Genomic DNA, 25,028 nt, shown 5'->3' with positions numbered 1-25,028 from the left:
CAATCGTCCTGAGCCAGATTCAGGCGGCTGACGAAATCCTTCGGCAGGATCAGGCCGGTCGAGTTCCCGACGCGCCTGACCTCGAGCGTCAGGGTGATCTCCGCGGTGTCATACGGCGCGTATGACGCCGCGGAGCCTGGGCAGCAGGTGGTTGGCTAGGCGTAGCCCTCCATCCCCTCCAGCTCGACGATCATCCCTTCGATCATCCCGAGGCCGATCTGCCAGAAGCCCGGATCCTTGGCGTCGAGGCCGAAGGGGGCGAGCAATTCGCCGTAGGGCTTCGAGCCGCCGGCCGCGAGCAGGGCGAAATAGCGCTCCACGAAGCCCTCCTCGGCCTGGGCGTAGACCCCGTAGAGGGAGTTCACGAGGCAATCGCCGAACGCGTAGGCGTAGACGTAGAACGGCGAGTGGATGAAGTGCGGGATGTAGGCCCAGAACGGCTCGTAACCCGCATCCAGCGCGATGGCCGGTCCGAGTGATTCCGCCTGGACCGAGAGCCACAGGGCGTTGATCTGATCCATGGTCAGCTCGCCCTTGGCGCGGGCCAGATGCACCTTCCGCTCGAACGAGTAGAACGCGATCTGGCGCACCACGGTGTTGATCATGTCCTCGACCTTGGCGGCGAGCATGGCCCGGCGCTGGGTCGGATCGGTGGTCGCCGCCAGCAGCTTGCGGAAGGTCAGCATCTCGCCGAACACGCTGGCGGTCTCGGCGAGCGTCAGCGGGGTCGGCGCCATCAGGGCGCCGTTGGGCCCGGCCAGCACCTGATGGACGCCGTGGCCGAGCTCGTGGGCGAGGGTCATCACGTCCCGGGGCTTACCCTGGTAGTTGACCAGCACGTAGGGGTGGACGGAGGGCACCGTCGGGTGCGCGAAGGCGCCGGGCGCCTTGCCGGGGCGGGTCGGCGCGTCGATCCAGCGCTCGTCGAAGAAGCGCCGGGCGATCCCGGCCATCTTCGGCGAGAAGGCGTCGTAGGCGGAGAGCACCGTGTCGCGGGCCTCCGTCCACGGGATCGTGCGCTGCTCGACCTTCGGCAACGGCGCGTTGCGGTCCCAGTAGGGCAGCGTCTCCTGCCCGAACCACTTGGCCTTCAACTTGTAATAGCGGTGCGACAGGCGCGGATAGGCCGCCCGCACGGCGTCCACCAGCGCCTCGACCACTTCCGGCTCGACCCGGTTGGCGAGATGGCGCGCCTCGGCCACGTCCTTGAAGCCGCGCCAGCGGTCGGAGATCTCCTTGTCCTTCGCCAGGGTGTTGGTGATCAGCGTGAACACCCGCAGGTTCCCGCGCAGCACCGTGCTGATCGTCTCGGCGGCCTCCTTGCGGACGGCGCCGTCCGGATCCTGAAGCTTGTTGAGGGTCGGCTCCAGCGGCATCTCCTCGCCCTGGACCGTGAAGCGCAGGGCGGCGATCGTCTCGTTGAACAGCCGGTCCCAGGCGGCGTTCGACGTGACCGACTTCTCGAGGAACAGCTTCTCGGTCCGGTCGTCGAGCTGGTGCGGCTTCTCCCGGCGGAGATCCTCGATCCAGGGCGCGTATTGGGCGAGCGGTCCCTCGGCCATCGCGGCGTTCATCACCGCGTCCTCGACCCGGTTCAGTTCGAGGGCGAAGAACAGCAGGTCGGCCGAGGCGTTGGTCAGGCGCTCGCGGGTGTCGCCGTAGAACTTGGCCCGGGCCTCGTCGGTGGTGTCGCCGGAATAGACCAGCCCGGCGAAGGACATCAGCTTGCCGAGCAGGTCCTCGATCCGCTCGTAGGCGCGCACCGCCTCGGCGAGGCGCCCGGATGCGTCCGGCCCGGCGGCCATCTCCGCGATGCTTCCGGCATAGCTCTCCGAGAAGCGGCGGCACTCCTCCTCGGCGCGGGTCATGTCGGCGGAGAACTCCGGCGCGTCGAGGCCGGAATAGAGGTCGGACAGGTCCCATTCCGGGAGATGGCCGAGGTCGGCGGCCTTCGCGGCGGCGCGGGCAGCGCTCACACCCTCGGGCAGACGGACGTTCACCGGCGCGGCGGTGTGGCTCGGCATCATAGCGTGCGTTCCTTCAAACGGGCGTGGCTCCCTACCCTGATATCGAGTGGGCCGCCACGCGTTCAACGCGGCGGGTTGGCGGGGCCCTCCGCCGACCCCCGGGGGAGCCGGGCAAACGTCGTTAAGCGCCACTTTACGTCTCTCGGTCACCCTGCGGATCGAAACGGAACACGTGCCGAATCGGAATCTGCGCCCGGGATCGATCCCGGGCTGCCGGCCCGAGCCTCGCGCCGGTCAGGGAGCCGCCATGTCCACCACCGTGCTCATCGTGGACGACGATCCGGTCCAGCGGCGCCTCGCCGAGGCGGCGGTGCGCCGGTTCGGCTTCGAGGCCCGGGTCGCCGAGACCGGGGCGGACGCGCTCGCCCTGCTCAAGACCGAGGGCGCGGACGTGGTCCTGCTCGATCTCGTGATGCCGGGGCTCGACGGGCTCGGCGTGCTGGCCGAGATGCGCAAGGGTGGCCTCGCAACACCGGTCATCGTGCAGACCTCCAACGGCTCCATCGACGCCGTGGTCACCGCCATGCGGGCCGGCGCGGTCGATTTCGTGGTCAAGCCCGCGGGCGCGGAGCGGCTGCAGGTCTCGATCAAGAACGCCCTGCGGGTCGACACGCTGGAGGAGGAGGTGCGCCGCATGCGCCGTCGCGCCTCCGGGGCGCTGACCTTCAAGGATCTCACCTCGAAGAGCCCCGACATGGAGCGGGTCATCCGCCTCGCCGAGCGTGCGGCGAAGTCGAACATTCCGGTGCTGATCGAGGGCGAATCCGGCGTCGGCAAGGAGGTTCTGGCCCGGGCGATCCAGGGCTCGGGGGACCGGCGCGGCAAAGCGTTCGTCACGGTCAATTGCGGCGCGATCCCGGAAAACCTCGTGGAATCGACCCTGTTCGGCCACGAGAAGGGGGCGTTCACGGGCGCCACCGAGAAGCATGCCGGCAAGTTCGTGGAGGCCTCGGGGGGGACCCTGTTCCTGGACGAGATCGGGGAATTGCCCCTCGACGCCCAGGTGAAGCTGCTGCGCGCGCTCCAGGAGGGCGAGGTCGATCCGGTCGGCGGCAAGCGCGCGGTGCGGGTCGACATCCGCCTCGTCTCGGCGACCAACCGCTCGCTCCTCGACCTCGTGAAGCAGGGCCGCTTCCGCGAGGACCTGTATTACCGTCTCAACGTGTTCCCCATGACGCTGCCGCCGCTGCGCGCGCGCCGGGAGGACATCCCCGATCTGGTCCGCTCGTTCTGCGCCCGATTCTCCGCTGAGGAGGGCAAGCGCGTCCGGGCGATCACCCCGGAGGCGATGGCGCTGCTGACCCGCTATCCCTGGCCCGGCAACGTCCGCCAGCTGGAGAACGCCCTGTTCCGCGCCGTGGTGCTCGCCGACGGCGACGAGCTCACGGTCGCCGAATTCCCGCAGATCGCCGCGCAGGTCGAGGGCTTCGATGTCCGGATCCCGCCGGCGCCCAGCCAGCCGTCGACGCCGTCCTACGCCCCCGAGCCGGTGCGCGAGATCGTCCGCGTCGAGGTGCGCGACCCCCACGCCATGTCGCTCGTTGCCGAGGAGACCGGCGAGATGAAGCCCATGGATGTGCTGGAGGCCGAGATCATCCGCTACGCCCTGCAATTCTATCGGCAGCGCATGTCGGAGGTGTCGCGCCGCCTCGGGATCGGCCGATCCACCCTGTACCGCAAGCTGAAGGACCTCGGCCTCGAGGGCGACGACAAGGCCGAGGACGCGGCCTGACCGGCGTTCAGGTGTGCTAGCGCACCGGGCGGGCGACGGAGCTGCCCATCCAGTCTTCATGCCAAGCTCTTACACGAAAACACTCGATCTTCGTGAGATCCAGAAATTCTACAGCATTGATAGCAAGTCCGCACCGGTATAGCGCGGCTTCGACTACTCAAGACTGCGGTTGCCCAACGCCACGCTTGGGCGGATAATCACAATCCAAGCGTGCGGCCCTGCTGTCGCTTTCCCGGGAGATCACGATGCGCGTCCCGCGCTCCAGCCTGATGGTGCTGGCCGCCCTGATGACCGGAACGCTGGCCTCGGCCGGCGCCTTCTCCGCCGAGATGGCCGCGCTCGACAAGGCACCGGTCGATACCCCGGCGCAGTCGCCATCGCCGGAACCGGGCCCCGCCCCGGCCGCGCTGCCGGATTACAAGCCCGAGGCACCGGCCGCCGAACCGGCCCCGGCCCCGGCGGCTGCCGCACCCGTCGCCCCGACCGATCCCCTCGGCGCCGCGGTGTTCGCCCGGCTCGCCGATCCGGCCCCGCTCCTGCTGCGCCTGACCACCCGGGACCGCGAGGCGATCCGTTCGTTCTACGAGGCCCGCGTCGACAAGCCCCTCTGGATCGCCGACGGCAGTTGGAGCGAGGCCGCGAAGACGGTCTCGGCGCGGCTGGCGGCGGCCGGGGAGGACGGACTCGACGCCCGCGCCTACACGATCCCGAACCTCCCCGAGAAGCCGGACGCGAAGGCGGTGGCCGACGCCGACCTTCGCCTCTCGGCGGCGGCGGTTCTCTATGCCCGGGATGCGCGGGGCGGCCGGGTCAACCTCGCCTCGATCTCGCGTCTGATCACCCCGACCCTGGACCTTCCGGCCGGCAACGACGTCCTGGCCAAGCTCGCCGACGCCGGTGCCAAGGCCGGAGAGACCCTGCAGGCCTACAACCCGGCGACGCCCGGCTATCGCGCCCTGAAAAGCCGGCTCGCGTCGCTGCGTGGGCCGGCCCCGGCGGCGGCGAAGCCGTTGCGGCTGCCGGCCGGACCCGCCCTGCGGATCGGCATGCGCGATGCCCGCGTCCCGCTGCTGCGGGCGCATTTCGATCTGGAGAACCGCCCGGCCGGGACGCTCGATCAGGGACCCGGTGAGCCGGACACTTACGACGCCACGGTGGCCGATGCAGTCAGCCGCTTCCAGCGCAGCCACGGGCTGCCCGCCAGCGGCGTCCTGAACGTCCAGACCGTCCTGGCGCTGGCCGATCCCGGACGCGCCAACCGACCGACCGGCGGCGAGGCCGAGCTGATCGTCAACATGGAGCGGTGGCGCTGGCTGCCCGGCGACCTGGGTCCGGACTACATCCTCGTCAACGTCCCGGAATATCGCCTTCGGGCCTATCGCGGCGGGGTTCTGCGGGACGAGGCGCGGGTGATCGTCGGCAAGCCGGACTCGCGCACGCCGCTCTTCTCCGGGCTGATGGAATACGCCGTCGTCAACCCGTCGTGGTACGTGCCGCCCTCCATCCTGAAGACCATGGCGCCGAAGCTCGCCGGATACGGCGGCAAGACCTGGGGCGGCTACGAGGTCGTGCGGCACGGCGGCCACATCGCGCTGCGCCAGCCGCCGGGGGAGCGCAACGCCCTCGGCTTCATCAAGTTCATGTTCCCGAATCAGCACGCGGTCTATCTGCACGACACGCCGAACCGCTCGCTGTTCTCGGCCGCGAAGCGCGACTTCAGCCACGGCTGCGTGCGCGTCGACGATCCGTTCCGTCTCGCCGACACCGTCCTGCCGAACTGGTCCGCGGAGCGCCTCAAGAAGCTGATCGGCAAGGGGGAGCGCACGATCCGGCTGCCGGAGAAGCTGCCGGTCCACCTCGCCTATTTCACCGCCTACGTGGACGACGGCGGCAGCTACCGCACCCTGCCCGACCTCTATGGCTACGACGCGCCGATGCGCGCGGCCCTGGGCCTGCCGGGCGGCGGCGGTCCGGCCCTCGCCCGGCTGCCGGACGAGCCGTCCCGAAAGAAAGCCGACAGCGTGCCGACGCCGCCCCAGGCCCGCACCGCCCAGCGCCACCCGACTCATCGCCGCGTCGCCGACGATTGGCCGGACGATCGCTACGAGGAGGTCGAGCCGACGCGCCATCTGCGCCGGGCCGCGCGCGCCGGTGGCGCGCCGGAATATGGCGAGCCCGGCCTATGGACCCCGGCGCCGCAGCAGGCCGCGCCCCGGAGCTGGTGGTAGGCTTCGCCGCCACCCGCAACTTTCACGTGCGGGACCACACATCCGGGCACGATTTCGCCACGGTCCAACCTTAACCGTTGCCGCCGATAGCCGTGCGCGATCCGCGCCGGCCGGACGGGAGTGGATGAGGACCATCGTGCCGAGCCTTCTCCACGCCCTTCGACGGGTCACCCTCGCCCTGTCCGGCATCGCGTTCGGCCTCGCCGCCGGGACCGCGGAGACCGAGAACGCGGTCGCCAACGGCGACACCCGCACGCTCACGATCTACCACACGCATACCCAGGAGAGCGCGACCATCACGTTCAAGCGTGACGGGCGCTACGACCGCGCGGCCCTCGATCAGCTGAACTGGCTCCTGCGCGACTGGCGCATCAACGAGCCCACCAAGATGGATCCGCGCCTGTTCGATACGGTCTGGGAGGCCTATCGGCAGGTCGGCGCGGGCCAGCCGATCCACATCGTCTCGGCCTATCGCTCCCCCGGCACCAACGCGATGCTGCGCCGGCGCTCCAAGATGGTGGCGGAGTACAGCCAGCACATGCTCGGCAAGGCGATGGACTTCTTCCTGCCGGACGTGCCGATCGATCGGATCCGCGAGGTCGGGCTGCGAATGCAGCGCGGCGGCGTCGGCTGGTATCCGCATGCCGGCACGCCCTTCATCCATCTCGATGTCGGCTCGGTGCGGATGTGGCCGCGCATGACCCACGACCAGCTCGCCCGCCTGTTCCCGGACGGCAAGACCGTGCTGCTGCCGAGCGACAACCGGCCGTTCCCCCGCTACGAGGAGGCCAAGGCCGAGATCCTCGCCCGGGGCGGCACCGTGGCCGGCATCACCACCCAGATGGCCGATGGCGAAGAGGAGGACGGGCCCAGCCTGTTCGGCTTCCTGGCGAGCCTGTTCGGGGGCGGCCGATCCGAACCCGCACCCCCGCCCGCACCGCCGCCGGTGGCCGTGGCAGCGAAGACCCGCCGCGCCCCCGTCATCGCCGTGGCGAGCGCCGATCCGCAGGATCCGGTGGGGACGCGCGCCGCCCTCGCCTACGCGGCCCCCGCCGCCGACGACGCCCTGCGAGGCTCGCTGGTCCAGCGCGAGTTGGCGAAGGCGTCGGGCGGGCGGGACGCGGACGCGAAGTCCCTGCTGACCGCGGACCGCCCGGCTCCGGCGATCGACGACGCCGTGGCCGTGGTGGCGCCGCTGCCGCCGCGCCGGCCCTCCGACCTCGCCGCCGTGGCGGCGGCCCTCACCATGCCGCTGCCGCCGCCACGCCCCGTACAGTTCGCCGCCCTGGATGGCGGCATGGCCAACTTTGCGGCGCCGGGCGAACTCCGCGCCCTGGCGCGGGCAACCCTGCCCGAGCCGGTCCACCCCCGCACCCTGGTTGCCCCGAATGCCGATGCCAAGGCGCAGCTGCGCGCGCTGTTCGAGGCAGCCTCGTCCGGGCCCGTGACGGCGCCCGCGAGCCGCGGCGCACCGGTCCGGATCGCCGCCACCCGTGTCCGTGACGCCGCCCCCGACGCCGTCGTGGCCGCGGCCCCCGAGCGCCTGGCGACGCGGTTCAGCACCCGCAGTCCCGGGGACGATCTCACCGCGGCGCGGTTCACCGGCTCGGCGGCGCGGGCACCGTCCGGCGGACGCTGAGCCGGCGGCTCGGCGGGACGGCGCTGCCGATCCGTCAGGCTCTGGCTGCCCGGGACGTTTGCGTTGAGCTCTGGCTGGTCCCGCTCCGCGCCTCAGCGCAGGGGCTTCGCGAGATCGACCGCCAGGGCGGCGACGAGCGTCGCAACGTAGCCGTCATCCGGCATGGCGGCGATACGCTCCGCCTCCCCACCGCTGTTCGCGGCAACCGATGTCGCCAGCAGGAGCGCGGTGATCAACCCGCCCGCGGCGGCCATCAGGGCCAGGTAGGCGCGCCGCGCCGCCCGCGGCGTCACCGCTCCGGTCTCGCTAAGGCACAGCGGTGTGGAATCTAGCTGCATCATGGCCGGTGATTCTGACGGGTTATGCTGGACCCGCCGCGGATCGATCAGACGCACGCACGATCCGTCAGCTCAACAGTGCAACGTGCCGTACCCGGCCGGGTTCGCGACGTTGGACGGATTTTTCAACTGGTATTGGTCCGTTTGGTTGACGAACCCGCGGGAGGGCACCGGCCGGCCCCCTCCCCGTCCTGTCGCAGCCGCTCAGCCTTCCTTGCCGGACACCTTCCCGAGCGCCGCCTGGGCCGCCGCGAGGCGGGCGATCGGCACCCGGTAGGGCGAGCAGGACACGTAATCGAGCCCGACCTCCTGGCAGAAGCCGACCGAGGCCGGGTCGCCACCGTGCTCGCCGCAGATGCCGAGCTTGATGTTCGGACGCGTCTTGCGGCCGCGCTCGACGCCGATGCGCACCAGCTCGCCGACACCCTCCTGGTCGATGGTGATGAACGGGTCGGCCGGAAGGATGCCTTTCTGGGTGTAGGGCCCCAGGAAGGTCGCGGCGTCGTCGCGGGAGATGCCCAACGCCGTCTGGGTCAGGTCGTTGGTGCCGAACGAGAAGAATTCGGCGGTCTCGGCGATCTGGCCGGCCATCAGCGCCGCCCGGGGCAGCTCGATCATGGTGCCGACCTGATAATCGAGGGTGGCGCCCTTCTCCGAAGCCACGGCCTTGGCCATGGCGTCGATGTGCCCTTTGACGATGTCGAACTCGGCGCGGGTGAAGACCAGCGGCACCATCACCTCGGGGGTGACCGGCGCGCCGGTATCGGCGGCGGCCTGCACGGCCGCCTCGAAGATCGCCCGGGCCTGCATCTCGGCGATCTCCGGGAAGGCGATCGCCAGGCGGCAGCCGCGGAAGCCGAGCATCGGGTTGTGCTCGGACAATTCCCGCATCCGGTGCCGGATCTTCTCCTCGGACACGCCGGTGGCCTTCACGACCTCGGCGACCTCGGCGTCGGTATGCGGCAGGAACTCGTGGAGCGGCGGGTCGAGCAGCCGGATCGTCACCGGCAGGCCGGACATGATCGTGAACAGCTCCAGGAAGTCCTGGCGCTGATAGGGCAGGATCTTGGCCAGAGCCGCCCGGCGGCCCTCGGCGTCGTCCGCCAGGATCATCTCGCGGACCGCGATGATGCGGTCACCCTCGAAGAACATGTGCTCGGTGCGGCACAGGCCGATGCCCTCGGCGCCGAAGTTGCGCGCGGTGCGGGCGTCGGTGGGCGTATCGGCGTTCGCCCGGACCTTCATCCCCCGGAAATCGTCGGCCCATTCCATCAGCGTGGCGAAGTCGCCGGAGAGCTCGGGCTCCAGCATCTTCACCGCGCCCTGGATCACCTGGCCCGTCGATCCGTCGATGGTGATCCGGTCGCCGGCCTTGAGCGTGACGCCGCCGACCGTGAGGGTCTGCGCCTTGTAGTCGATCCGGATCGAGCCGACGCCGGACACGCAGGGCTTGCCCATGCCGCGGGCGACCACGGCCGCGTGGCTGGTCATGCCGCCGCGGGTGGTCAGGATGCCCTCGGCGGCGTGCATGCCGTGGATGTCCTCGGGCGAGGTCTCGATCCGCACCAGGATGCACTTGCGCTCCGCCTTGCGGTGCGCCTCCGCGTCCTCGGAATTGAACACGATCTCGCCGGTGGCCGCGCCGGGCGAGGCCGGCAGGCCCGACGCGACGACCTTGCGCTCGGCCTTGGGGTCGATGGTCGGATGCAGGAGCTGGTCGAGGGCGCCCGGCTCGACCCGGCCGATCGCCTCCTCCCGGGTGATCAGCCCCTCCCCCGCCAGGTCCACGGCGATGCGCAGGGCGGCCTTGGCCGTGCGCTTGCCGTTCCGGGTCTGGAGCATCCAGAGCTTCCCCTTCTCGATGGTGAACTCCATGTCCTGCATGTCGCGGTAATGGCTCTCCAGGATCCCGTAGATCCGGGTCAGCTCCGCGAAGCTGTCGGGCATGGCCTTCTCCATGGAAGGCTTGTCGCTGTCGGCCTCGATGCGGGCCTTCTCGGTGATGTTCTGCGGGGTCCGGATGCCCGCCACCACGTCCTCACCCTGGGCGTTGATCAGGAACTCGCCGTAGAGCGCCTTCTCGCCGGTGGAGGGGTTGCGGGTGAAGGCGACGCCGGTCGCCGAGGTGTCCCCCATGTTGCCGAACACCATGGCCTGCACGTTCACCGCCGTGCCCCAGCTCTCCGGGATGCTGTTCAACTCCCGGTACTTCTTGGCCCGCGGGATCATCCAGGAGTCGAAGACGGCGCTGATCGCGCCCCAGAGCTGGTCCTCCGCGCCCTGCGGAAAGTCGGAGCCGTGCTCGTCGCGGACGATCTTCTTGTAGGTCTGGATCAGGGTCTTCCAGTCCTCGGCGCCGAGTTCCGTGTCAAGGTCGAAGCCCTTGCCCTCCTTGTAGTGCTCCAGCGCCTCCTCGAAGGCGTGGTGCTCCACGCCGAGCACGACGTTCGAGTACATCGTGATGAAGCGGCGGTAGGAATCGTAGGCGAAGCGCTCGTCCTCGGCCTCCTTAACGAGCGCCAGGACGGTCTGATCGTTCAGGCCGAGGTTGAGCACCGTGTCCATCATGCCGGGCATTGAGGCCCGGGCGCCCGAGCGGACCGAGACCAGCAGCGGGTTCGTGGCGTCGCCGAACCGGCGGCCCGTGAGCGTGCCGATCTGGCCGAGCGCCTCCGTGACCTGCGCCTTCAGCTCCGGCGGATAGGACTTGCCGTTGTCGTAGTAGGCGGTACAGACCTCGGTGGTGATCGTGAAGCCGGGGGGGACCGGCAGGCCGAGGTTGGACATCTCGGCGAGGTTGGCGCCCTTGCCGCCGAGCAGGTCGCGCATCTGCGACTTGCCCTCCGCCTTGCCGTCGCCGAAGGCATAGACCCACTTCGCGCTGCCGGTCGCCATGTCGATCCCGTCCGTCTCTGATGCCCGGCGCGCGCCGAGCCGATGGGCGGGGTTGGACCATCACGCACCGCAACGCAAGATGAACACCCGGCGGCGTTGTGCGCACGCGGCTGACGGCGATGGCGGTCTGTCAGACCGGCGCCGTTCCCGACCCGATCCCGCGGTGGCTCCGGCGCGATGGAGGACGGCCCGCGCCCGTTCACCGCGGCGCGGCGCCGACGCTCACCGGAGGATGCCCAGCCCGAGCACGCCGACGACGATCAGATAGATCGCCACGATGTAATTGAGGAGCCGCGGCATCACGAGGATCAGGATCCCGGCGAGGATCGCGATGAGCGGCTGGAGGTTCGAGATGGTGATCGTCACGGACGCCTCCCGGGGCCGAGCTTGGCCGCCGATATCGACGCCCCTACCCCACGGAGGTTCCCTGAAGCTTGAGCGGAGCGGCCGGAAAGTCCGACCGCCCCCACGATTCCAAGCCTCATGGATCTTCACCCAGGGACGGGATCCGTGAGGTTCGTCGGCCCCCCGCCGCTGCACGGTCGCACGGGCAGACCCCGATGAGTCGGGCTCATCGAGGTCAGGGTCAGGGTCAGGGTTTGGGCGTCGGCGTCTGGGTGCCGGGGATCGGATCCTTGGCCTCGCCGGTGGGCAGGTTCACCGCGACCGTCGGGTGCGCCAGCTCCGGATAGGGCTCGATTACGTTGGCACCGTTGAGCGGCTTGTTCGCGCCGTTGTGGCAGGTGGCACAGTTGATCTTCGGCGCGTCGCCGAGCGCCCCGAGGCGGTTGCGGGGAAACGTCGAGGTCAGCGGCGTCATGTAGTCCTGGTTGAGGTCGCGGACCATGCGGATGCCGTACCAGGCATGGACCCGGTTGGGAGTGCTGGTGTCCCACTGCGCCACCGACCGGGTGTTGTGGCAGAAGGTGCAGTTCACCCCGAGCGACTGGGACATGCTGATCATGATCGCGAAGGTCTTCTCCGCGTCCTGGATCGGCTTGCCCTTCGACACCGGCAGCGCCGTCGTGGCGTTGACGCGGACCGCGTCCTCGGACGTGTCCTTGTACTGGTAGAAGGCCTGGTAGACGTCGTAGGGCAGCGAGGTGTTGCCGACCTCCGCGGAGGCCAGGTTCTGGCTGTTGTTGCGCGGGATGAACCGTCCGGCACCCTGGACCGGGTGGTCGAACCAGATGTTGGCCGGCACCGGATTGCCGCGGTGGCAGGTGTAGCAGGTCACGCCCGCCTCATGGACGTGGTTCTCCTTCCAGGACGAATTGATGTACTGCGTCATCTGCAGCATCCGCCGGGCGACGCGCTTCTGGTAGAGCTCGTCGGAGGCCATGTTCTCGGTGCTGTGGCAGTAGGTGCAGCCCTGCTGGGGCGCGACCCACTCGGTGATCGACACCATCAGCCGGTTGAACTGCTCGGCCGAGAGGTCGCCGAGCACCTGCACGTTCTCGTAGACCGCCGAGGCCTTGTCGCCCCCCGCCTCCGCCGGGTCGGCCGGGGCCGGCGCGACGTTGGCGGCGGTCAGCGCCGCGTTGCCGGCGCGGGTGCGGATCAGGTCCATCCCGGTGCCGCGGAAGCCGGTCTGCTTGACCGCCATGGGCGGGTGGGTCCAGCCCGCGCCGCCGAACATCGCGATGGTGAGGAACAGGGCCAGCGCCCCGCCGACTACCGCCAGTATCGTCTTCATGACGGCCTCCTCACGGCTTCATGCCGGGTGCGAGATGGGCGGGATCGATGATCGGTCCGTAGACCTGCGGATAGGACGGCGCGACGCCGTGCTTGACCGCCCAGAGGTACCAGTTGTCGACCACGGTGCCGGTGAGCAGGATGCCGATGCCGCCGGTGAGCGTGGTCAGGACCGCGAACCACCACGCCCAGCGGTGGATCGACTCCATCGTGGCGTTGAAGCCCATGGTCCAGCGCCAGAACAGGGCGGCGCGCTCGGTCGCCGTGCCGCGGTCGACGATCTGGTCGATCTCACGCTCGGCACCGTAGCGCGAGCAGGCCAGGATCGTGCCCCCGTGCATCGCGAACAGCAGCGTCGATCCGTAGAGGAACGTGATCGAGAGCATGTGGAACGGGTTGTAGAACAGGTTCCCGTAGCGGAGCGAGAAGGCCGCCGTCCAATCGAGGTGCGGGAAGATGCCGAAGGGGACCGCCTCCGACCAGGAGCCCATCAGCACGGGGCGGATGAAGCCGAGGACGAGGTAGAGCCAGATCGCCGAGGCGAAGGCCCACGGCACGTGCGTGCCGAGACCCAGGGCCCGCGCCCGCCGATAGAGGTGGACCCACCAGAGCAGGATCGCGGCGGTGAGGAAGAAGCCGGCGATCAGCCACCAGCCGCCCTCGTTGAGGGGCGGCAGGACCTTCAGGCCGTATTTCGGCAGGGGCGGCTCCAGGGCGAGCCAGGGCAATTGCCGGACGAACTGGACGGGACTCCAGTTCACCGAGGCCCACATGTTGAGGCCGATGATCTCGAAGGCGATCAGCCCGCAGACCATCGAGAGGGCCGCGATGTAGCCGATGTAGATCGGCCCGACCTGGCTGTTCCCGAAGAGCCCGAACAGGTAGCTGTTGAACGGCTTGCCGACCCGGTCGTCGATCTCGACCGGGATGCCCTGCTCCGGCTTCAGGGGGCGGACTTGAACCTGCGTGAAGATGTTCTGGTAATAGGCCATCGCCCGCCCTCCCCGGTGAGCCGCGCGAGCCGCCGGCCCGCCTCATCCCGTGTGGTTTCTTTTCGGTCGCGTGGTGCGCCGTTCCGCCCTCAGCGCCAGACCGGCAGGTTGAGCCACCAGCCCCACCATTGCGGCCAGCCCTGCGTCCAGAACGGCCCGCTGATCACGATGCAGACGGCGCTCCAGAACCCCGCCGACAGGGCCAGGAACAGGCCCAGGCGGTGGATGCCCAGGGTGCCGATCGAGTAGCCGATCGTGTCGCGGAAGAAGGTGTCCTCATGCTCGGGGGTCTTCACGGTCTCCCCCTTCTTCGGGTTGGTCGCCGCGAGGATCAGGCCGCCGTGCATCGCCAGGGCCAGCGTGGTCGTGAAGAAGAACGTCACGGCCAGCATGTGCGCCGGATTGTAGTGGAAGTGGAGGTACTGGTACCCGGTGTTGGACACCCAATCGAGGTGGCTGAGGATGCCGTAGGGGAAGCCGTAGCCCCAGGCGCCCATCAGGAACGGGCGGATCACCTCCAGGGTGAAGTAGGCGAAGATCGCCATCCCGAAGGCCGCCGGCACGTGGTAGCCGATGCCGAGCTTGCGGCAGATCTCGACCTCGCGCAGGGCCCAGGAGACGAAGGAACCGAGCGCGCAGAACGTGATGATCTGCCAGAGCCCGCCCTCCCTGAGCGGGGCCAGCTTCAATCCGTAGCTGATGTCGGGGGGCGCGATGTTGATCTGCCAGACGTTCCAGGTCGGGCCGATTGCCGCGCCGTAGATCACCAGGGCGGTGCCGAGCACCGTGAAGAAGATTCCGACAACGCCGAAGAAGCCGACGAAGAACGGCCCGACCCAGAAGTCGAACAGGTCGCCGCCGAGCAGCGTGCCGCCGCGAATCCTGTATTTGCGCTCGAAGCTCAGCATCGCCATGGCGGCTGCTCCCCAGTCAGGCCGAAGAAGGGATGGGGGGTGACCGCGGCCCTCGCGCGCCGCGGTCCGGACCGGCACTCAGGCCGGCAGTTGCGGCAGCGCGAGCGTGATCGCGTTCGCGGCCTTGTTGTTCTTCGGGCCGTCCAGCCAGTTGAACCGGTCGGTCGAGAGCAGAATGAAGTGGATCAGCAGCGCCAGGATGAAGAGGAAGGTGAACAGGGCCACCAGCGTGCGCCGCGGATCGAACAGCAACCAAACCTTGTGCATCCGATCCTCCTCAACCGATCATCGTGACGAGGGCGTGGGCCGCATCGCGGACGCCTTCGAGCGAGGCATAGCCCTGCGGTCCGGGAAGCCACGGGCGCCACAGCCAGACGAGGATGTGGGCGACCACGGCGATCGCCGTGAAGATGAGGAAGCTCGTCAGGAAGATCGCGTGGAACTCCTTGGCTTCCGGTTCCGTCAGCCCGGACAGGCTGCTCGGTCTTTCTGTTGCAACGGGTCCACCGGCCATCGTTCAGACCTCCGTGTGTTGGCCGCGCTTCTGACGAAGCGCGACGGGTGCTGCCGTGTTGCTCTAGGCGGTCACGGCTTGACTTCCCCCGCGTCACCGGACGGAAGCGTCTCGGACAGGGCGTTCAGCCCATGAAGGCAAAGGGAATGGCCTGGACGGCCATGGCGCGGGCCTCGCCGAAGACCGAGCGGCGCGCCGGTACCAGCCCCGGGCGGGCCGGAGCGCGGGTCGGCATGACCCGGTTCAGCGTCGCCGCGGCGAGGAAGAACGGGTAGGTCGCCGCCAGGATCAGCCGGAACTGGATCTCTTCCTGGTGCTGGCGGGCGGTCGGGACCATCGTTCGCATCGTCAGGTCTCCTCTGGGTGAAACGGAAAGGCGGCTCATGCGGGGACACCCCCGGCGAGATCGGCCCGGGCCCGCGCCACATGGGCGGGCGCGACGGCGGCGGATTCGGCGTTGCGGGCGGCGCGCTCGGCGGCGTCCCGCAGGCGTTTGGCGGCGGAGATCCGGGCCAGAACCGGCTGCGCCTCGACCAGGTCGTTGAGGGCGGCGCGTGCGGCCTCGTCCCAGGGCAGCTCGCGATGGTGGCGCGCCGGGGTCGCCTCGACCTTGTCCATGTCGCGGGCGAGCGGCAGGATGTGGAAGAGCGTGTCGAACAGGGCGTTGCAAACCTCCTGGACGAGGTAGGTCGCGCCGGAAAAGCCCATGAACGGCGTTCCGGTGTGCCGCCGGATTATCGCCCCCGGGAATGAGGCCGGGACGTAGGTCGCGCGGGCTCCGCATTCCGCGAGGTACATCCGCTCGTTGAATGAGCCGAACAGGACCAGCGGCGGCCTGGCGGCGATGGCCTTCCGCACGGCGTCGTTGTCGGGCTTCAGCCCCGGCGACCGTCCGAAGGCGAAATGGCAGGGCAGGCCCATCTCGTCTTCGAGGAAGTGCCGGACGCCCCGGGCGTAGGTCTCGGTGGCGACGATGCCGAAGCTCGCGGTCCCAAAAAAATCCTGCGTCACCGAGCGCCACAGGTCCCAGACCGGCTTGATGGTCGTGTGGCGCTCCCGCTCGAGGAACGGCTCCGGATCGAGGCCGAGGATCGCGCCGAGCGAGCGCAGGAACTTAGTGGTCGACAGGATGCCGATCGGCGCCTGCAGGTAGGGCCGCTCCAGATCCTCGCAGAGCAGGCGGCCGAACTCCCGGTAGAGGCAGATGTTGGCGTCGGCGTTGACGAGCTTGGGCACATCCGCGAGGTGCGAGCCCAGCGGAAAGGTCAGGTTCACCTCGGCGCCGATCCCCTCGACCAGCCGCCGGATCTCGGCGAGGTCGGAGGGCATGTTGAAGGTGCCGTAGGCCGGGCCGATCAGGTTGACCCGCGGCTTCTCGCCGGGCTTCTTCTCCGGCCGGGCCGGGATGCCCTTCTTGGCGAATTTCTTGGCCCCGTATTCCTGCCAGAGCCAGCGCATGGCCCGGTCGGCCGCCTGCCACTGGTCCTCGTCGATGGTGCGCGGCAGGAACCGCTGCAGGCCGGTGCCCTCGGGGGTCACGCCGCCGCCGATCATCTCGGCGATGGAGCCGGTGACGACCACGCTGGGCAGTCCGGGATCGAGGGTGGCGTGGGCGCGCTTCATGGCGCCCTCGGTGCCGTGGCGGCCGAGTTCCTCCTCCGCCAAGCCGGTGACGACGATCGGAAGCTCGTGCGGCGGCAGCGCGTCGGTGTAGTGCAGCACCGAGGTCACCGGCAGGTTCTCGCAGCCGACCGGTCCGTCGATGACGACCTGAAGGCCCTTGATCGCCGTGAAGACGTAGACCGCGCCCCAGTAGCCGCCCGCCCTGTCGTGATCGAGGATCAGCATCACGCCATCTCCCCGATCGGCTTCGCTGCGCCCTCGATCTTCGGGCCCTGGCGCTTCTGCGGGACGTCCTGCCAAACACCGGCGGCGTAGCCGGTGCCGACGCCCTCGAAGAAGTCGCGCATGGCGTCGAACCGCGCCTTGTTGCCGAGCGCGGCGTTGATCACCGTGGCGAGGGATCCGGCGCCGGCCGCGCCCATCAGCGGGCGGGCCGAGATCAGGTTGGTGAAGTAGAGCGCGGGGGTACCGCGCTCCTTGGCCCGCTGCACCACCGGCGTCGTGCCGATGGCGAGGTCGGGCTTGAGCGAGTCGAGGGCGTAGAGGTCGTCCTCCAGGGAGGCGCGGTACTGAACCTGCGTGCCGCGGGCTTCCAGCCAGTCGCGGTCGGCTTCGGACCAGGGGGTGCGTGGGCAGGCGGTGCCGACATAGGGCACCTCGGCGCCGCTCTCGACGAGGAGGCGCGCCACCAGCAGCTCCGAGCCCTCGTAGCCCGAGAGCGTGATCCGGCCCTTGATCGGCATGGCGGCGAGCGCCCCGCGGATGCCGGGCAGGATCCGGTTCTTGGCCGCCTCGACGGTGCCGCGGGCGACCCCGCAGGCCGCGCCGATCCGGTCGAGCCAGTCGGCGGTGCCGTCGACGCCCACCGGCGCGGAGCCGACGATCGGCCGGCCAGCGGCCTCGAACTCGCGGATCGAGGCCGTGTAGAACGGGTGGATCGCCGCCACGGCGGCGCAATCGAGGGCCGCGTAGAGCTCCCGCCACTCCCGGGTCGGCACCACCGGGCCGGCCGCGAGGCCGAGGGGCTCCAGCAGCGCGCCGATCACCACCGGGTCGGCGGGAAAGACCTCGCCCAGCAGCGCCACGCTCGGACGCTCCGAACGGCCGCCGCGGGGCGCCGCCACCGGGCCCTGCTCGGCCTCCGAGCGGGCGACCTTGAGCATGGCGCCGGCCAGCACGTCCTTGGCCTCGGCATGGGTCGGGACACCGAAGCCCGGGACGTCGATGCCGATCACCCGGACGCCGTCGATCTCCTTCGGCAGCAGGCGGAGCGGGACGCCCGAGGCGGTCGGCACGCAGAGGTTGATGACGACGACGGCGTCGTAATCCGCGGGCTTGGCCGTGGCGTAGACCGCCTCGCGGATGTCCTCGAACAGCTTGCCGGTGACCAGCGTCTCCGAATTGAACGGCACGTAGCCGACGCTGCGGCGGGCTCCGTAGAAGTGCGACGTGAAGGTCAGGCCGTAGACGCAGCAGGCCGAGCCCGAGAGGATCGTGGCGGTCCGGCGCATCCGGAGGCCGACCCGGAGCGAGCCGAAGGCCGGGCACATGCTCTGCGGCTGGTCGTGCGGCCCCTGCGGGTAGTCCTCGCGGAGCTGCGCCAGCGTCTCCGACATCCCGGCCGCCTCGGCGGCTTCCCGCATCGCGTCCTTGCCGGAATGGCAGCCCAGCCCGTCGCCCTTCGTGGCGTCGAGGTTGATCGCCTCGGCCGGCGGGGCGGCGGCGCGGGGGCGGGCCCGCAGATCGGCGATGTCGAGGGAGACGGCCATGCCTCAAACCTCGTCGTAGACGACTTCGAGGGACGGCTTGGTCACGTGGGCGACGCCGCACATGTCCTCGTGGGTCGCCGGGACCAGCACCACGTCGCGGCCGGTCACGTCGCTGGAGAACAGGCCGAGCAGCCCGTCCTGTGTCAGCGGCGTTGGCCGGTGCGGCGCGGCGTCGGCGACGTTGGCGGCGAGGTCGGAGAACAGCGAGCCCCAGCGGCTCTCCGGCCGGCCGATGATCTCGTAATTCGCGCTCTTGCGGCGGATGTCGTCGTCGGCCGGGATCGAGGCCAGGACCGGGATGCCGGCGGCGTCCGCGAAGGCCTGGGCCTCGCCGGTGCCGTCGTCCTTGTTGATCACCAGGCCGCCGACCCCGACATTGCCGCCGAGCTTGCGGAAATACTCCACCGCCGAGCAGACGTTGTTGGCGACGTAAAGGGATTGCAGGTCGTTCGAGCCGACGACGATGACCTTCTGGCACATGTCCCGGGCGATCGGCAGGCCGAAGCCGCCGCAGACCACGTCGCCGAGGAAGTCCAGCAGGACGAAGTCGAAGCCCCAATCGTGGAAGCCCAGCTTCTCCAGCAGCTCGAAGCCGTGGATGATGCCGCGGCCGCCGCAGCCGCGTCCGACTTCCGGGCCGCCGAGTTCCATGGCGTAGACGCCGTCGCGCTTGAAGCAGACGTCGCCGATCGCCACCGCCTCGCCGGCGAGCTTCTTCCGGGTCGAGGTCTCGATGATGGTCGGGCAGGCCTTGCCGCCGAACAGCAGCGAGGTGGTGTCGCTCTTCGGGTCGCAGCCGATCAGCAGGACCTTCTTGCCCTGCTGGGCCATCATGTAGCTGAGATTGGCCAGGGTGAACGACTTGCCGATGCCGCCCTTGCCGTAGATCGCGATGATCTGCGTCTCCTTCTTCACCGGGGCGGTCGGGACCGCGTCCGGCTCGATCGCCGCTTCGGCGCGGAGCTGGGTGGCCTGGCTGAGGGCGGCTTTGTTGAGCTGAACGTTCACGCGGCGTCCCTCCAGTCGAGAATCATCTTCAGGCAGGCGGGATCGGCGAAGGCTGTGCGATAGGCGTCCTCGGCCCGAGCGGCCGGGGTGCGGTGCGTGATCAGCCCGTCGAGATTGAGCCGGCCGCCCTCGATCAGCGCCGTCACGGCGGCGAGATCCTCGGGGCGGAACTCGGCGGAGATCCGGATCCGGGCCTCCCGCATGAAGGCGGGGGGGAAGGTGAAGCTGAGCGGCGCCTCGTAGAAGCCGGCCAGTACGATCTCGCCGCCGGGGGCGAGGCGGGCGATCAGCGCGTCCAGCCCGGAGGCATCGCCGCTCACATCTGTGACGACCGCATAGTCGCGCCGCGGATCCGCCTGGGGCGTCACCACCGGGTAGCCGTGGTCCCCCGCGATGCGGGTCAGGTCCGTCTCCCACACGGTGGGCTCCGCGCCGGCCACCAGGGTCAGGCGGGCGAGCAGCCGCCCGAGCACCCCGTGCCCGACGATCAGCGGGGTCGCGCCGGGACGGATTCCGCCCAGCGCCCGGTAGGCGGTTGCCGCCAGGGCGAGCAGGCAGGCACGGTCGCCCAGCGCCGCATCGACCGCGACGAGACGCGCGGCCGGCGCCACGAGATGGGAGGCGGCGCCGCCGAACAGGCCGCGCACGGGGCCGAAGCAGCGCGCCCCCGGGACGTAGACGGTCTGGCCGACCCGGACCGCACCGGCGGCATCGGCCTCCACGACTGTGCCCACCGACTCGTAGCCCGGCACCAGGGGATAGCCCATGCCCGGGAACGGCGGCATCCGGCCCAACCAGAGCAGGCGCTCGGTCCCGGTGCTGATCCCGCTCCAGGCCACGGCGACGACCGCGTCGGCCTCGCCGGGAGGGGTCAGCGGAAGATGCTGGATGGCGAGGCGCTCCGGTCCTTCGAGGATGACGGCGAGAGCGTCCATGGCTGGGAGATTCCGCCCTGTGTGACGCGACTCTCGCCGATCGGAGCCGCTAAGTGTCATCCTAGATAGACACATCAAAGCGTCAAGTCATTCTTACGCAAGCGGGCCCGTTTTTTGGGCGACGAGCACGCGGGTGAGCAGCGGACGCCGCGTCGGCCGCTCGCGGACGGCGGTGAAACCGGCGGCCGTCAGCATGGTGTGGAGCTCCTCGCGGCGGCGCGGGCGTCCGGATCCCATCGCCAGGAGGTAGAAGCCGAAATAGGCGTCCCCGACCGGCTCGGCGCCGGGCGTGCCGGCCATCGGCTCGGCCAGCAGCAGCAGCCCGCCGGGCGCCAGAGCGCGGTGGGCCGCCGCGAGCAGGGCCTGCGCCGGGCCGTCGTCATGGTCGTGGACCACGCGCACCAGCGTGATGGCGTCGGCGCCCGCCGGCAGATCGGCGTGGAAGTCGCCGCCGCGGCAGGCGATCCGCTCGGACAGGCCCGCCCGTGACAGGCGCGCCGCGGCCCGTTCGGCGACGGCGGGCAGGTCGAACAGGGTGAGTCGCGGCCCGGCATGGCGGGCCGCGACGGCCTCCAGGAAGGCCCCCTCGCCACCGCCGACATCCATCAGGTGCCGGATCCGGGACAGGTCGCAGGCGTCGAGCACATCCTCCGAGATGAGCGCCTGCGAGGCGCCCATCAGGCCGCCATAGGGGGCGACCGTCTGCGCATCCCCCTCCGCGCCGGTGGCGTAGGGCCAGTAGCCGGAGAGGCGCGTCGGCGGCGCCTGCCCGCGCAGGAGCGCCACCGGATCGGCGAGGTCGGTATAGAGCAGCGCGTGATGCGCGACCATGGCGCCGATCCCGGGGTTACCGACCAGGGCCGCGCCCAGATCGGCGAGCCCGAACCGGTCTCCGGGGAGGGACCGCAGCAGCGCGAGGGATTCAGCCGCCCGCAGCAGGCGCCGGGCGTTCTCCGGCGGCAGGTCGAGGCGCGACGCCAGGGCGTCCACGGTCAATGGGCCCGCCGCCAGGATGGCGAACAGGTCGAGCCGGATGCAGGCGGCGAGCACCTGTGCGTAGACGAAGCCGGCGCAGAGATCGAACAGCGCCCGGGTATTCCGGCGGGCGATGCCCCGGGTCAGCGGGAAGCCCGCTGCCCACCGCTGGAACCGCGGGCTCGCCACCAGACGATTGCGCCACGCGAGCCACCGGTCGCGCAGGGCCGTCGGGACCGGCGCCGCGGCACCGGACCCCGGGAGCGAGCCGGCGCTCAGGCCGCGACCGCGCGCAGGCGCGCGGGCAGGAACAGCCGCGCCTGCGCCTCGATCTCGGCGGTGAGTGCGGCCGCGCCGGGACAGGCCGGGATCGCCGCCACCGCCTCCCGGGTCAGGCGCGACAGGCGGTCCAGCGCGCCGCCGGTCCCGAGCAGAGCCGCCGCGTTGGGGCGCCCGAGCGTGGCATCGCGCCCCGCCGGCTTCCCGATCTCCTCCTGACGGCAGGCGATGTCACGCAGGTCGTCGGCGACCTGATAGGCCTCCCCGAGGCATTCCCCGAGGCGCCGCCACGGTTCCGGCTCTGCGCCGGCCGCGGCCGCCCCGGCCGCCGTGGCGGCGGCGAACAGGGCCCCGGTCTTGGCCTGCTGATAGTCGCTGAGGCTCACATGGGCCTCGGATTCCCAGGCCTGTCCCGCCGCGATGCCGGACGGCGAGCCCGCGGCCCGGCCGAGCAGCCCCACCAGGCGGACCAGCCGTCCCTGATAGGGGCCCGCGGCCCGGGCCAGGGTCTCGAAGGCGAGGACGATCAGCGCGTCGCCGGTCAGCACGGCGATCGGTTCGCCGAAGGCCACGTGGACCGAGGGTTTCTGGCGCCGCATCGGCGCGTCGTCGAAACAGGGCAGGTCGTCGTGGACCAGGGAGGCGCAGTGGAGCAATTCGATCGCCGCCGCCGCCGCTTCGGACCCGGCGGGATCGTCGTCGCCGCAGGCGCGGGCCACCGACAGGCACAGGCGCGGGCGGATCCGGTGCCCGCCCGGGAAGACGGCGTAGCGCAACGCCTCCGCCAACAGGGGGGGCGCGCCCGGCGCCTCCGCGTAGGCTACGGCGCGATCCAGCGCCATCTCGATCCGCCGGCCCGACTCCATCGCGTTGCCTCCTGTGTGGTGTTGGCTTGTCAGCGACAGGTGTCATTTCTTATTGACACTCCGGTGGCGGGAGATCAATCCCTCCCGGGGTGCAGAGCGGGGCGAACGTGGCGCAGGAACGCGTCGTCGTGATCGGGGCCGGGATCGGCGGCTTGGCCGCCGCCCTCCGGCTGGCGCAGGCCGGCCTCGACGTCACCGTCCTGGAACGGGCCGCGCGTCCCGGCGGAAAGATGCGCAGCGTTCCGGTCGGAGACCGGGCGGTCGAGGCCGGGCCGACCGTCTTCACCATGCGCTGGGTGTTCGAGGAACTCTTCGCCGAATGCGGCGCGCACCTCGAAGACCGGGTTGTGCTGACGCGGGCGGATCTCCTCGCCCGGCACGCCTGGAGCCGCACGGAACGGCTCGATCTGTTCGCCGATATCGAGGCCTCGGCGGCCTCCGTCGACGCCTTCGCGGGTCCCCGGGAGGCCGAGGGCTACCGGCGGTTCTGCGCCCGCTCGGCGGAGGTCTACCGCACGCTGGAGGGGCCGTTCATCCGCGACGGGCGGACCAGCCCGGCGGGCCTCGCGCAGCGGGTCGGGCTGTCCGGGCTCGGCGATCTCTGGCGGATCCAGCCCTTCGCCACCCTGTGGTCGGCATTGGGCAGCTTCTTCCGCGATCCGCGGCTGCTGCAGCTGTTCGGACGCTACGCCACCTATTGCGGCGCCTCGCCGTTCAGCGCGCCGGCGACCCTGATGCTCGTCGCCCATGTGGAGCAGGCGGGGGTCTGGACCGTGGCGGGGGGTTTGAGCGCCCTGGCGCGGGCGGTGGCGGATCTCGCCGCCGCGCGGGGCGCGGCATTCCGCTACGGCGCCCATGTGGAGCGGATCGTCGTCGAGCGCGGCCGGGTCGCCGGGATCGTGCTCGCGGGCGGCGAGCGGATCGCTACCGACCGCATCGTCTGCAACGCCGATTGCGCCGCCCTGGGGGCCGGGCTGCTCGGGCCGGACGCGGCCGCGGCCGGCGCGCGGCTGGCGCCCGCCGAGCGCTCGCTCTCGGCCGTGACCCTCTGCACCACGGCGGTGCCCACGGGCTTCCCCCTGGCCCACCATTCCGTGTTCTTCTCGCGGGACTACCGCGCCGAGTTCGACGCGATCCTGCGCGACCGGCGCCTGCCCGACGACCCGACCGTCTACATCTGCGCCCAGGACAGGACCGAGTCCGGCACCGTTTCCGCCGGACCGGAGCGGCTGCTCCTGCTCGTCAACGCCCCGGCGGATGGCCGGGACCGCCCGCTCACGCCGCCGGAGATCGAGACATGCACGCGGACCCTGTACCGCCGGCTGGAGGCCTGCGGGCTGAGCCTGGACGCGGCGTCGGCCCCGGCGGTGACGACGCCGGCGGCGTTCGAGGCCTTGTTTCCCGGGACGGGGGGCGCGCTCTACGGCCGGGCGGCACAGGGCTGGGCGGCGACGTTCAAACGGGCCGGCGCCCGGACGGCGGTGCCGGGCCTCTACCTGGCGGGGGGCTCGGTCCATCCGGGCCCCGGCGTGCCGATGGCGGCGCAGTCGGGCCGGCTGGCCGCGGCGGCGATCCTGGACGACCTCGCTTCGACGGCCCGGTCGCCCAGGGCGGCTACGCGTGGTGGTACGTCGATGCGGTGAGCGACGACGGCCGTCAGGGCCTCACGATCATCGCGTTCATCGGCAGCGTGTTCTCGCCCTACTATGCCTGGAGCGCCGAGCGGGATCCGTTCGCCCATTGCGCCATGAACGTGGTCCTCTACGGCGCGCGCAGCCGCTTCGCCATGACGGAGCGCCGGGGCCACAGCCTGTCGCGGGACGCCGACCATATCGCCATCGGCCCGAGCGCCATGCACTGGGACGGCACGGCGCTGACGATCCGCATCGACGAGCGCGGTGCGCCCCTGCCCTTCGCCCTGCGCGGCACCGTCCGGCTGGAGCCGCCGGGCTTCACCGCCGGCCCGTTCCACCTGGACCGGGCCGGACGCCACCGCTGGTGGCCGATGGCGCCCTCCTCCCGCGTCGAAGTCGATTTCGCGCAGCCTGGCCTGCGCTGGAGCGGGAGCGCCTACTTTGACACCAATGACGGCGACGAGGCGCTGGAGGCGGCGTTCTCCCGCTGGACCTGGTGCCGCGCCGACCTGCCGGACGGCGCCGCGATCCTCTACGACGTGCATCACCGGGAGGGCGGCGGCCAGAACCTGTCGCTGCGCTTCGCCCGGGACGGCAGCCGCCGTGAGATCCGCCCGCCGGTCGCCGCCGCCCTGCCGGCGACCCGCCTCTGGCGGGTGGGCCGGGAGACCCGCAGCGACGACGGCCGCGCGCGGGTTCTCGCCACCTACGAGAACACGCCCTTCTACGCCCGCTCGCTGCTCGCCTCGACGCTCTGCGGCGAGCCGGTCCGGGCGATGCACGAGAGCCTGTCGCTGGATCGCTTCCGGAACCCGCTGGTGCAGCTGATGCTGCCCTTCCGCATGCCGCGGCCGCCGGTGGTCCGGTAGGGAGGGCTGCCGTGCCGCCGCCGGGCGGGCCGCTCAGTGTTTACCCGGTGACCCCGCTTGTGCGAGAGGGCGGCGGCTGCGATCCTCGCGCCGTCA

Annotated in this window: 21 protein-coding genes; 5 read left to right on the top strand and 16 right to left on the bottom strand. The window is 70.8% G+C overall.

Going from position 1 to position 25,028, the window contains the following annotated elements; all coding sequences use genetic code 11:
* Positions 1–155: 155 nt before the first annotated feature.
* Positions 156–2,027, bottom strand: a complete 1,872-nt coding sequence (locus tag MKK69_RS07240; RefSeq protein WP_243967084.1) for a M3 family oligoendopeptidase — start codon at positions 2,025–2,027, stop codon at positions 156–158.
* A 247-nt stretch (positions 2,028–2,274) separates the two neighbouring features.
* On the opposite strand from MKK69_RS07240, the gene MKK69_RS07235 reads away from it, so the two are divergent.
* From MKK69_RS07235 to MKK69_RS07225, 3 genes are all read left to right on the top strand, one after another.
* Positions 2,275–3,759, top strand: a complete 1,485-nt coding sequence (locus MKK69_RS07235) for a sigma-54-dependent transcriptional regulator (RefSeq protein ID WP_243967082.1) — start codon at positions 2,275–2,277, stop codon at positions 3,757–3,759.
* A 245-nt stretch (positions 3,760–4,004) separates the two neighbouring features.
* The gene (locus MKK69_RS07230) at positions 4,005–5,987 is read left to right on the top strand and encodes a murein L,D-transpeptidase (protein ID WP_243967080.1); all 1,983 of its coding nucleotides are present in this window, start codon (positions 4,005–4,007) and stop codon (positions 5,985–5,987) included.
* Positions 5,988–6,111: 124 nt separating this feature from the next.
* On the top strand, positions 6,112–7,626 hold the full coding sequence (locus MKK69_RS07225) for a DUF882 domain-containing protein (protein WP_243967079.1): 1,515 nt from the start codon (positions 6,112–6,114) through the stop codon (positions 7,624–7,626).
* 92 nt (positions 7,627–7,718) lie between these two features.
* Here MKK69_RS07225 and MKK69_RS07220 read toward each other — a convergent pair whose 3' ends face one another.
* From MKK69_RS07220 to MKK69_RS07150, 15 genes are all read right to left on the bottom strand, one after another.
* Positions 7,719–8,021 (bottom strand): hypothetical protein, encoded by a 303-nt coding sequence (locus MKK69_RS07220; RefSeq protein WP_243967078.1) that lies wholly within the window; start codon positions 8,019–8,021, stop codon positions 7,719–7,721.
* Between the two features lie 147 nt (positions 8,022–8,168).
* Positions 8,169–10,859, bottom strand: coding sequence for a pyruvate, phosphate dikinase (ppdK, locus tag MKK69_RS07215; protein ID WP_243967077.1), 2,691 nt, complete (start codon positions 10,857–10,859; stop codon positions 8,169–8,171).
* A 222-nt stretch (positions 10,860–11,081) separates the two neighbouring features.
* Positions 11,082–11,225, bottom strand: coding sequence for a DUF3096 domain-containing protein (locus MKK69_RS07210; RefSeq protein WP_243967076.1), 144 nt, complete (start codon positions 11,223–11,225; stop codon positions 11,082–11,084).
* 226 nt (positions 11,226–11,451) lie between these two features.
* Positions 11,452–12,555, bottom strand: a complete 1,104-nt coding sequence (pufC, locus tag MKK69_RS07205) for a photosynthetic reaction center cytochrome PufC (RefSeq protein ID WP_243967075.1) — start codon at positions 12,553–12,555, stop codon at positions 11,452–11,454.
* A gap of 10 nt (positions 12,556–12,565) precedes the next feature.
* Positions 12,566–13,546, bottom strand: a complete 981-nt coding sequence (gene pufM, locus MKK69_RS07200; protein WP_243967074.1) for a photosynthetic reaction center subunit M — start codon at positions 13,544–13,546, stop codon at positions 12,566–12,568.
* Between the two features lie 89 nt (positions 13,547–13,635).
* The gene (gene pufL, locus MKK69_RS07195) at positions 13,636–14,460 is read right to left on the bottom strand and encodes a photosynthetic reaction center subunit L (RefSeq protein ID WP_243967073.1); all 825 of its coding nucleotides are present in this window, start codon (positions 14,458–14,460) and stop codon (positions 13,636–13,638) included.
* A 78-nt stretch (positions 14,461–14,538) separates the two neighbouring features.
* Positions 14,539–14,727 carry a light-harvesting antenna LH1, alpha subunit gene (gene pufA, locus MKK69_RS07190; protein ID WP_243967072.1) on the bottom strand — a complete coding sequence of 63 codons (189 nt, stop codon included), beginning with the start codon at positions 14,725–14,727 and terminating at the stop codon, positions 14,539–14,541.
* A 10-nt stretch (positions 14,728–14,737) separates the two neighbouring features.
* Positions 14,738–14,974 carry a light-harvesting antenna LH1, beta subunit gene (pufB, locus tag MKK69_RS07185; protein ID WP_210028951.1) on the bottom strand — a complete coding sequence of 79 codons (237 nt, stop codon included), beginning with the start codon at positions 14,972–14,974 and terminating at the stop codon, positions 14,738–14,740.
* A 124-nt stretch (positions 14,975–15,098) separates the two neighbouring features.
* Positions 15,099–15,320 (bottom strand): hypothetical protein, encoded by a 222-nt coding sequence (locus tag MKK69_RS07180; protein ID WP_243967071.1) that lies wholly within the window; start codon positions 15,318–15,320, stop codon positions 15,099–15,101.
* Between the two features lie 35 nt (positions 15,321–15,355).
* Positions 15,356–16,822, bottom strand: coding sequence for a chlorophyllide a reductase subunit Z (gene bchZ / locus MKK69_RS07175; protein WP_243967069.1), 1,467 nt, complete (start codon positions 16,820–16,822; stop codon positions 15,356–15,358).
* Positions 16,822–18,366: a chlorophyllide a reductase subunit Y gene (gene bchY, locus MKK69_RS07170; RefSeq protein ID WP_243967067.1), complete on the bottom strand. Its 1,545-nt coding sequence runs from the start codon at positions 18,364–18,366 to the stop codon at positions 16,822–16,824. Before bchY ends, bchZ begins: the two co-directional genes overlap by 1 nt.
* Positions 18,367–18,369: 3 nt before the next feature.
* Entirely contained in the window at positions 18,370–19,374 is a 1,005-nt protein-coding gene (locus tag MKK69_RS07165; RefSeq protein ID WP_243967066.1) for a chlorophyllide a reductase iron protein subunit X, read from the bottom strand.
* A complete protein-coding gene (gene bchC / locus MKK69_RS07160) occupies positions 19,371–20,309 on the bottom strand; it encodes a chlorophyll synthesis pathway protein BchC (protein ID WP_243967065.1) in 939 nt (312 codons plus the stop codon). The genes MKK69_RS07165 and bchC overlap by 4 nt, the downstream gene beginning before the upstream one ends.
* Positions 20,310–20,402: 93 nt before the next feature.
* Entirely contained in the window at positions 20,403–21,563 is a 1,161-nt protein-coding gene (locus MKK69_RS07155; RefSeq protein WP_243967175.1) for an acetylserotonin O-methyltransferase, read from the bottom strand.
* Entirely contained in the window at positions 21,560–22,429 is an 870-nt protein-coding gene (locus MKK69_RS07150) for a polyprenyl synthetase family protein (RefSeq protein WP_243967064.1), read from the bottom strand. Before MKK69_RS07150 ends, MKK69_RS07155 begins: the two co-directional genes overlap by 4 nt.
* A 107-nt stretch (positions 22,430–22,536) precedes the next feature.
* Between MKK69_RS07150 and crtD the strand changes: the two genes are divergently transcribed.
* The gene (crtD, locus tag MKK69_RS07145) at positions 22,537–24,072 is read left to right on the top strand and encodes a 1-hydroxycarotenoid 3,4-desaturase CrtD (protein WP_243967063.1); all 1,536 of its coding nucleotides are present in this window, start codon (positions 22,537–22,539) and stop codon (positions 24,070–24,072) included.
* Positions 24,069–24,932 carry a carotenoid 1,2-hydratase gene (locus MKK69_RS07140; protein ID WP_243967062.1) on the top strand — a complete coding sequence of 288 codons (864 nt, stop codon included), beginning with the start codon at positions 24,069–24,071 and terminating at the stop codon, positions 24,930–24,932. The genes crtD and MKK69_RS07140 overlap by 4 nt, the downstream gene beginning before the upstream one ends.
* The last annotated feature ends 96 nt before the right edge of the window (positions 24,933–25,028 follow it).

Source organism: Methylobacterium sp. J-026, from assembly GCF_022829585.1.
In the GTDB taxonomy this organism is placed as follows: Bacteria; Pseudomonadota; Alphaproteobacteria; order Rhizobiales; family Beijerinckiaceae; genus Methylobacterium.
The sequence above is the reverse complement of the archived record's forward strand: the minus strand, read 5'-3'. Positions and strand labels throughout refer to the sequence as shown.